This window comes from Rufibacter sp. JT3400010 (assembly GCF_054956755.1).
This window is the reverse complement of sequence record NZ_JBUDXA010000015.1, coordinates 115,153-124,305: the sequence shown is the minus strand read 5'-3', so window position 1 is coordinate 124,305 and position 9,153 is coordinate 115,153. Positions and strand designations below refer to the sequence as shown.

The 9,153-nt window shown below is 50.6% G+C and carries 5 protein-coding genes; 3 read left to right on the top strand and 2 right to left on the bottom strand.

Annotation, left to right across the window (positions count from 1 at the left end; genetic code table 11):
- Positions 1-543: 543 nt before the first annotated feature.
- Positions 544-2,352, bottom strand: coding sequence for a glycoside hydrolase family 9 protein (locus ACY0JR_RS14380; RefSeq protein ID WP_462634801.1), 1,809 nt, complete (start codon positions 2,350-2,352; stop codon positions 544-546).
- A gap of 473 nt (positions 2,353-2,825) precedes the next feature.
- Here ACY0JR_RS14380 and ACY0JR_RS14375 point away from each other — a divergent pair, with 473 nt between their 5' ends.
- Both ACY0JR_RS14375 and ACY0JR_RS14370 read left to right on the top strand, forming a co-directional pair.
- On the top strand, positions 2,826-5,135 hold the full coding sequence (locus ACY0JR_RS14375) for a glycoside hydrolase family 3 N-terminal domain-containing protein (protein ID WP_462634800.1): 2,310 nt from the start codon (positions 2,826-2,828) through the stop codon (positions 5,133-5,135).
- A 213-nt stretch (positions 5,136-5,348) separates the two neighbouring features.
- A complete protein-coding gene (locus tag ACY0JR_RS14370; RefSeq protein ID WP_462634799.1) occupies positions 5,349-6,377 on the top strand; it encodes a glycoside hydrolase family 5 protein in 1,029 nt (342 codons plus the stop codon).
- Positions 6,378-6,523: 146 nt separating this feature from the next.
- On the opposite strand, the gene ACY0JR_RS14365 is transcribed toward ACY0JR_RS14370, so the two are convergent.
- Positions 6,524-7,396 (bottom strand): AraC family transcriptional regulator, encoded by an 873-nt coding sequence (locus ACY0JR_RS14365; protein WP_462634798.1) that lies wholly within the window; start codon positions 7,394-7,396, stop codon positions 6,524-6,526.
- 575 nt (positions 7,397-7,971) lie between these two features.
- Between ACY0JR_RS14365 and ACY0JR_RS14360 the strand changes: the two genes are divergently transcribed.
- Positions 7,972-9,135 (top strand): glycoside hydrolase family 26 protein, encoded by a 1,164-nt coding sequence (locus tag ACY0JR_RS14360; protein WP_462634797.1) that lies wholly within the window; start codon positions 7,972-7,974, stop codon positions 9,133-9,135.
- Positions 9,136-9,153: the final 18 nt, after the last annotated feature.

Genomic DNA, 9,153 nt, shown 5'->3' with positions numbered 1-9,153 from the left:
GGCCAGGGCCGCGCTGCTGGAAATTCCTGCCATAACGTTTGTCGTGTTTGGTGAAAGGTTAAATAATAAAGTATGCTTGAAATTCTGAGACCAGATCAAATAGCTAGTAATTCTGTCATCCTGCAAGGATCTTGTGGGCGAACTAGAAAAGCTTTATTTAGCCGCTTCTGCCGTTCGCTACCAAGATCCTTGCAGGATGACATAAATAAATAATGTGTCATTATTCATTTTCCATTACTTACAAAGCTGAAGTGAAAGGCTTCAGGATGATTTGCTACCCGTTTGTCCCTGCTTTTCAGAAAACAAGGTGAAAAACCCGGCCAGCCAATTCGAAAGAAGTTTTCCGTCCCCTGAGAAACCACTTCTGCCTTCCGCCAGAGAATCTCCAAGTATACTGCTTAATTGCTGAAATTTTAACAGGCACCAAGAGAATAGCTGCTTCCCAGAAGATCGGCTTTTCTCTTGGTGCCTGCTGCTTAGATAGTTTATCAAAACACTTATTTTGCCCTAAAACCAGAATTCAAGAGCAAAACATGCGTTTACTTATTTACTGCTTTTAGCAGCGAAACCAGCCTGCTGCTGAAGGGCCTCCAGGGCACCAGTCAGATACACCAGTGGGGCGTTCCAGTTAATGGCGATTTCATTGGAGGCATAAGAACAATCAGCATCCAGGTACATCTCATCTGCCGTGGTGGCGGTGTAACCTTCGCACTTGTCTTGCTTATTGGCTTGGCCGTTGGTACCTCCAGACAATAAACCTGGTACTGGTTCGTCAACTCCATCGGCTATGGAAGGACGATGGTGCGGGTGCATGGTAGATTTTTCCCCAAACCCAGTGACAAAGGAATACCCCACGGCGTTACGGCCCAACAGGTAATCCAGGTTAGAGAGGGCAGCTTGCAGGTACTTTTTATCAGAGGTAAGTTTGTAGGCCTGCACCAGCGCCACGCCCTGGTTGGCGGCTACGGAAGAACTTCCCCAGATGTAGTCTTCTTTAACACGGCCCATGACGGTTCGGTAAGCCCCGGTAGCAGCACCGGTCACCATGCCGTCTGTTACCTGCAGCAGTCTTTTCTTGATTTCCGGTAAGTCTTTCTGCACGGCGGCGCTTTTGTGGTTTTTGTTCCGTAGCAGGGTGTAATAGCCTAACAGCCGCACCTGCGCCCAGCTTGGTATAGGCATTTTCGCATCGGGCAGCATGTTCACGGCGGTGTAGTAGCTTTCTTTCTGGGTAGTGGTGTAGAGTTCGGCGGCAGCCCACAGGAACTCATCGCTAAAATCCCGGTCGCCGTAGGCACCAGTGGTCACGTCTGGGTCAAAGTTTTTGTTTATCGCGTCCTGCTCGTAGGCTAGGTTCGGGTTTTTCTGGGCCCATTCCCACGCTTTGGTGGCAGCAATGAGGCAAGAGTCAGACAAGCCGGGAAGCTCTTTGGAGAAATTCTTGTACACGCGGCTGGCCTGCGCCATAACGGCGGCAAAATCCAGCGTGGCGCCGGTGCCTTTCTGCACTACATACCGGGGGCCGGTGGCTTTGTCGGGCATAATCATTCCGTCAAAGGCTGGGTTGGTCAACTTGTGGTAAACGCCGCCGTCAGTAGGGTCTTGCATGGTCAGCATCCAGCGCAGGTTCCAGAGCGTCTCGTCCAGAATATCCGGCACTTTGTTAGTACTCTCGGGGATGTTCAGATTCTGGGTTTGGTAGAACTGCGGAAAATCTTCGTACGCCGACAGCAACGTGCCCATGGTGATGCCGCTGTTCACAATGTACTTGTTGTAGTCTCCGGCGTCATACCAACCGCGCGAAGAAGAAATCACGGTTCCGGCCGGTCTCTGGGCAGTAGCCGCCGAGGGGTGCACCAACACGTTATTGTCTGGGTGACCGGCGGGCCTATGCCATTTGCCGGCATACTTCTCCGGTAACGCAATGGCGGTGCGCTGGAAGTAAAATCCTTTGATGGCCGCCGCGGCCACGTCCTGGTGCACCTGCGGTTTGATCTCAAATGGATACGAACTCCCTACGCCCGGCACTTCCAGCACGTAGGTTCCCTTGGCACTGAACCCACTGAAATCGGCTAGCCGCGTGGGCTTGTTCGACAATTCGGCGGGCTTCACAGCTGAAAGGTTGCCGGTGAATACCGTTTTGGAACCATCGGCGGTTTTCAGGTAAAACTTTCCTCCATTGTTCTCGCCCACTACCACCGCAATTTTGGTGGCATTCGGGTAAAACCCGATTTGATTCAGCCGGATGGCCTCCTGCCCTTGCGGGGTCTTTGGGGTTGACGTTTGCGCCTGAGCGCAGGAAATAGAAAGGCAGAGCAGCGCTCCGCCAAGGGTTTTGTACAAAGAATGCATGTTATATTGGTTACAATGGGACGTACAGCTTACGCCTGGCACATCTGGTATGACTTACTTATTTATCTATGTAGGAGCATTCAAAACCGGGCCTAATCTTGCTTTCTCCGCAAGTATTCTGCTGGCTGTTTACAATCCGTTTTTCCGGAAACAGGGCAAAAACTAACGTGCGGCAGGTTCAGGTGCTTCCTCGGTCCAGGTAGCTATCCTTTTCCTTGTCTTTTTTAGGAAAACAGGGCGAAAACGTAGCTCCTGCTTCCTCCTGAACAATTATTTTAGTTGTCACAGAGAGTAGCCCTAGTTCCTGATGCAAAAAGATACAACTTCAACCAGAACTATATAGTACTATTTTATCTTTTTACTGTTCTTTTTAACAAGAAAGTCTGTTCTGGCACGCGCTACTCAAAAACTTAGATTATTATTGTACACGTTTTTGATAAAAAATCGGAAAACCTTTACAATCCATCCTGACCATGAAATATATTACCCCAATGGCTTTGTTGGTGGCGCTAGGGCTCCAGGCCTGTAGTGGTACGCAAGCCGTTCCATCTACGCCGCCAATCGCCGCTACATCACCGGCCGCCCCTGCTCCGGCTCCCGTTGAACCAGCCCGGGACAAGCAGATTGACGACCTCATCTCCAGAATGACCATTGAGGAGAAGGTGGGCCAGATGACGCAGCTCACCATAGATCTCATCTTGAAAGACACCGAAGCAGCCACCGTAGACACTGCCAAGCTGCGCAATGTACTGGTAAACCACCACGTGGGCTCCATCCTGAACGTCAAAGGTCGGGCCTATACCATTGACGAGTGGCACACTGTCCTGAACGCCATCCATGACGTGACCGACAGAACCCGCCTGAAGATTCCGGTGATTTACGGCATTGACGCCATTCACGGGAACAACTACTTGGCAGGTACCACCCTTTACCCGCACAACATCGGCATGGCCGCCACCCGTAACCCCGAGTTGGTGAACCGCCTGGCCCAGATCACGGCCTTGGAAACGCGAGCCGCCGGAATTCCGTGGAATTTTGACCCGGTACTGGACGTGGGCCGTCAGCCGCTGTGGCCGCGTTTTGAAGAAACCTTCGGCGAAGACGTGTATGTGGTGAAAACCATGGGAGCCGCCGCCATTAGAGGTTACGAGCAAAACGGCAAAGGCCCAGATTTCACGGTAGCTGCCTGCATGAAGCACTTCCTGGGTTACTCCTACCCTTCTACCGGGAAAGACCGCACGCCTTCCTACATTCCAGAGCAAATGCTGCGCGAAATTTTCCTGCCACCGTTTAAAGCAGCGGTAGAAGCGGGAGCCTCCACAGTGATGATCAACTCCGGCGAAATTAACGGGGTGCCCGTGCACGGAAGCAAGTATTACCTGACCCAAATCCTGCGGAACGAACTGGGCTTCCAGGGAGTGGCCGTGTCTGACTGGGAAGACGTAATCCGTCTGCACACCCGTCACAGAGTAGCCGCTACGCCCAAAGAAGCCGTGAGAATGGCCGTAGAAGCCGGTCTGGACATGAGCATGGTACCCACTGATTTCTCTTTCTATGACCACTTGGTAGCGCTGGTAAAAGAAGGGACTATTTCTGAGGAGCGCATCAACTTATCAGTGCGCCGTATCTTGGCTTTGAAGAAGAAATTAGGCTTGTTTGAGCAAGTAAGGCCTAAAGCAGCCCTCAAAACCACCATCCATAAACCGGAGTTCGACCAAGTGTCTTTGCAGTCTGCGCTGGAAAGCATCACCCTGCTAAAGAACAACAATAACGTGTTGCCGCTCAGAAAAAACAGCAAGATTCTGGTAGCTGGACCAACCGCCAACACCCTGGGGGCTTTACACGGCAGCTGGTCGTACATCTGGCAAGGAACCGATGAGTCACAATATCCAACCAAAGCCAAAACCGTGGTGCAAGGATTGGTTGCCGAAATCGGGAAGAACAATGTAGTTTCCCGTTCTGTGGCTGATTTCGCTAACGCGGCCAACTACAACGTGGCGCAGCTGAAAAGAGACGCCGCTCAGGCGCAGGCCATCGTGCTTTGCCTAGGCGAGAAAGCGTACGCCGAAAGCCCTGGTGTAATTGACGATCTTGATTTAGAGGAAAACCAATTAGCCCTAGTAAGAGCCGCCAAAGAAACCGGCAAACCGGTGATCATTGTGTTACTGGAAGGCAGACCGCGCGTATTGTCATCCGTGGAGCCGCTGGCCGATGCGATTGTGATGGCTTACAGACCAGCCACCTTTGGTGCTGCGGCCATTGCCGATGTGTTGTTCGGGGATTATAACCCAGACGGCGTGCTGCCTTTCACGTACCCAAGATTCTCTGGCGACGTGCTGACGTATGACCACAAAGGCACCGAGATCATCCGGGAAGACATTCCTAACGCTGCCGGAAACCGTGGTTTCAACCCGCAGTGGCCGTTTGGGCATGGTTTGAGCTACACCACCTTCGCCTTCTCTGACCTGCGCGTAGACAAAACCACCTTCGGCAACAATGACAACCTGAGGGTAACCGTGAAGGTGCGGAACACCGGCAGCAAGGCCGGCAAGAAAGCGGTGGAACTCTACAGCCACGACCAGTACGCCAGCATCACTCCGGCTGCCAGACGCCTGAGAGCTTTCTCTAAAGTGTCATTACAGCCCGGCGAGGAGAAAGAAGTAAGCTTCACCCTTTCGGCCAAAGACCTGGCCTTCGTGAACGAGGCCGGCAAATGGGTAACCGAGCCCGGCGCTTTTGACCTGATGGTAGGCGACCTGAAAACCGTGGTGACCCTGCAATAACCACATGATTTTCTGAACAAGCTTCCCGTTTTATGACCTGTTTCCACGAAGGCAGGCGAAAACGGGAAGCTTGTTTTTTTACGTTACAGGAAGGTCTGGCCGTGTAGCAGTAGGTCCTGTTTTAGGGCAATTACGACCAAAACACTTCTAAAATGCACCATCTCTTATTCTGGCAACCAAACTTTATCCTTTCATTCAACACTCAGCACGTGCATGATTTCAGTTAAACAAATTTACCGCCTTACTTGGGGCGTTTTGGTAGCGCTGCCCCTGGTTTGCTTCAGCTGCAAAAGCACCATTCCAGACAAACCTGCTGCCATCCAAACCCCGGTAGAGAAACACGGCGACCTCAACATTGTGGGAACCCGCCTGGTAGACCAGCACGGGAAAACAGTGCAGTTACGGGGCATGTCTTTCTTCTGGAGCCAATGGGAAGGCGGCTTTTACAACCCATCGGTGGTGAAGTGGTTGAAAGACGATTGGCAGAACACGGTGGTGCGAGCCGCCATGGGCGTGGACATGGGCGGCTATCTGAAGAACCCCGAGGCTGAGAAGCAGAAGGTGATCACGGTGGTGGAAGCCGCCATCAAGGAAGGTATTTACGTGATCATTGACTGGCACGACCACGAGGCGCACAAGCACACCGCTGAAGCCAAGGCTTTTTTCGGGGAGATGGCCCAGCGTTTCGGCGACTACCCGAACGTGATCTACGAACCCTACAACGAGCCCCTGCAAAACACTGATTGGGCCACGGAGATAAAGCCGTACCACGAGGCTGTTATCCAGGAAATCAGGAAGCATGACCCAGATAATATCATTGTGTGCGGTACCAGAATGTGGTCACAACGGGTAGACGAGGCAGCCGAGAACCCCATCAAGGCCAAAAATATTGCCTATACCCTCCACTATTACGCCGCCACCCACAAACAGGAGCTGCGCGACATCGCCACCAAAGCCATTAACAAAGGAGCCCCGCTTTTTGTGACCGAGTTTGGCACCTGCGCCGCCGACGGAAACGGGAAAGTGGACGAGGAAGAATCCAAAGCCTGGTGGGCTTTCCTGGATCAATACCAAATCTCCTGGTGCAACTGGTCAGTGGCAGACAAAGACGAAGCAGCCTCAGCACTGAAACCCGGCACCAGCGTTACAGCCCCCTGGAACGAAGCCAACCTCAGCACTTCGGGGCAATTGGTAAGGCAACAACTGCTGGAGAAAGCAAACCAAGAGAAAGCCCAGCCTTGATCTGGTTGTTCAACCCAGCTTTTCATCAGAAATCCCCGCGCACATTCCGTTACGCGGGGATTTCTGTTTTTCAATATAAATGTCTCCCGGTGTGTTTAAGGCCTGATTTAAGAAAAACAGCCTTGAAAAGGATTAGTGGTTTCTTATTAAATAAACACCCTTGAACCAGAGTAGTTTTGCCGAAACTCCTTGGGCGTACATCCGTTCTTGCGCCGGAAAATGCGGTTGAAGTAAGACAGGTTGTTGAAGCCACATTTAAAGGAGACCTCTGAGATGGTTTCGGTGGTGTCAATGAGCATGCGCGAGGCATGGCCCAACCTGATCTCGTTTAAGCTTTCTATGAAGGTCTTTCCGGTTCGTTTTTTGATAAAGCGGCTGAAAGAAACCTCGGGCATGTTGACCACTTTAGCGACATCGGCTAAGGAAACCTCTTTGTCATAGTAGGCCTGCATGTATTCAAAAGCCTTCTCAATTCTTCTGGAATAATAGTTGAATTGGTCTGAAGTGAAGGTGCTGTTGGAAAGAGTCCGCATGTTGCGGGAAATGGACAGGTCATGCAGAATGGAGATCAGCTCCAACACCGAGTCAAAACCGCCCTTCTGGGTCAGCTGCTCCAGGCGAGGCCGGAAAGCTTCCTTAATCTCGCGGGAAAAAGAAATGCCTTTACTGGCCCGTTCTAACAGGGCTCTGATGAAACTCAACTGGTTCCGGCGCAAGAATTTCTCGTCTAAAAGATCTTTGTGGAACTGGATGGTGATTTCCACAATCTCTTTGCTTTTGCATTGGTGCGTAAACCAACCATGGGGCAGGTTGCTGCCCACCAGCACCAGCTCAAAATCATCAATAATCTCCACGTGGTCTCCCACCACCCGTTTGGCACCAGCGGCATTGTAAATGAAATTCAACTCAAAGTCTTCATGATAATGGAGCGGAAAGTTGAATTCCTCCTTTACCCGAGAGAACAAGGTAAAGCAATCATTTTGAGTTAAGGGGGTTATTTCACGGTAAATGGCACTCATAGCAGTAGAATTATAGTGTCAAGTTACACAAATTAGCTTTAGCTTATCAAAGGTTGGTTAAAAAAATACCAGTCGCTCACCCAATCCTGCGCTCATAATTCAAGCTAAAAACGATCATTTTAAAAGAAACCAGCTTTTTTAAGCCTTTCAAGCATGTTGTGCTTTCAGCTTACACCTATTGAAATAAACTTAGTTTTAGAGTAAGTTTTTAGAAAATCAACAAAAAACAATCTTATAAAAACAGGTTTCTTATTCTATTTGAATAAAGGTTGCTGGCTCAAAGAAAAGAGATGGCTCTATAGATCAGGAAGCTTATAGCCAGATTCCATCAAATAAACGATAAAATAGTATTACACACCGGTCTAAAAACTACATAGTTTTGTAGTGTAGGGAAACACCTTGTCCGCTCAATTGAGAAGTATCAGAAAACTAGAGGTAAAAAGCTTTTTCTCTTCGCCCCTACTTTTCAGGAAAGCACCGCAAAACAGGACAGGTTCACACCCATTCATCCTTTTTAACCAGGTGATTACAACTATTTCTGACCTTAGTTTTAGATCACTTACCCAGCAGAACCTATGACTAGAACCTTAGTGGCAACACTCCTACTGGCATTTACCCAACTTTCCTCCTTTGGCCAAGCTTTGCTACCCATCAACAAGAAAGCTACCCAGGAAACCAGAAACCTGTATGCCAACTTGAAACGCCTCTCGCAGAAGGGCATCATGTTCGGCCACCAGGATGCTTTGGCGTATGGGGTGGATTGGAAATATGAGCCCGGCCGATCGGACGTGAAGGAAGTGGTGGGCGAGTACCCGGCGGTAGTGGGTTGGGAACTAGGCTACCTGGAACTAAACAAACCCATGAACCTGGACAGCGTTCCGTTCCAGAAAATGAAGGAATATGCGCAGGAAGTATACGCCAAAGGCGGCCTAAACACCTTTAGCTGGCACCTGAACAACCCGGTTGATCCCTCTAAAACCAGCTGGGACGCGGCAGACTCTACCATTCAGCATCTCTTCAAAGACAAGAAAGCCATGAAACGCTACAAGTCCTGGTTAGATGGCCTAGCTGGTTTCATGAAAAGCCTGAAAGGACCTAACGGCGAGTTGATCCCGGTGGTGTTCCGGCCCTTGCATGAGCACACCGGCAGTTGGTTCTGGTGGGGCCGCAAGCATTGCTCGCCAGAAGAATACAAGCAGATGTGGCGCTTCACCGTAGATTATCTGCGCAAGAAGAAAGCCAACAACCTGCTGTTCGCCTACTCCACCGATCGGTTCACCTCCCGCGAGGATTACCTGGAGCGTTACCCTGGCGATAACTACGTTGACATTGTGGGCTTTGACATCTATCATCGCCCTCCTGCCAACGCAGACCAAACGCAGCTTGCCCAATCCAACCAGAACTTCGTCAAAGAAACCCGCCAGATGGTAGAAACCCTCCGCCAGATTGGGCAGGACAAAAACAAGGTCTGGACTCTTAGTGAGACGGGCCTGGAAACCTTACCCGTGGCCGACTGGTGGACGAACGTGCTCGCCCCAATTGTGAAAGACGCCGGTCTGTCCTATGTCATGGTATGGCGCAACGCCAGAACAGACCATTTTTACGCCCCTTACCCCGGCCAGAAATCGGCCGATGATTTCAAGGTCTTTTACCAAAACCCCAAGGTATTCTTTATCAACAAGGTGAAGCAAGAGAACCTGTACGCACCGGTTCAGCAAGACAAACAGGCTGCTAAATAAAAAGAAGGCACGGTCACC

Coding starts and splice junctions, on each gene's coding strand:
- ACY0JR_RS14380 (WP_462634801.1), bottom strand. CDS start 2,352: ATGCATTCTTTGTACAAAACCCTTGGCGGAGCGCTGCTCTGCCTTTCT.
- ACY0JR_RS14365 (WP_462634798.1), bottom strand. CDS start 7,396: ATGAGTGCCATTTACCGTGAAATAACCCCCTTAACTCAAAATGATTGC.
- ACY0JR_RS14375 (WP_462634800.1), top strand. CDS start 2,826: ATGAAATATATTACCCCAATGGCTTTGTTGGTGGCGCTAGGGCTCCAG.
- ACY0JR_RS14370 (WP_462634799.1), top strand. CDS start 5,349: ATGATTTCAGTTAAACAAATTTACCGCCTTACTTGGGGCGTTTTGGTA.
- ACY0JR_RS14360 (WP_462634797.1), top strand. CDS start 7,972: ATGACTAGAACCTTAGTGGCAACACTCCTACTGGCATTTACCCAACTT.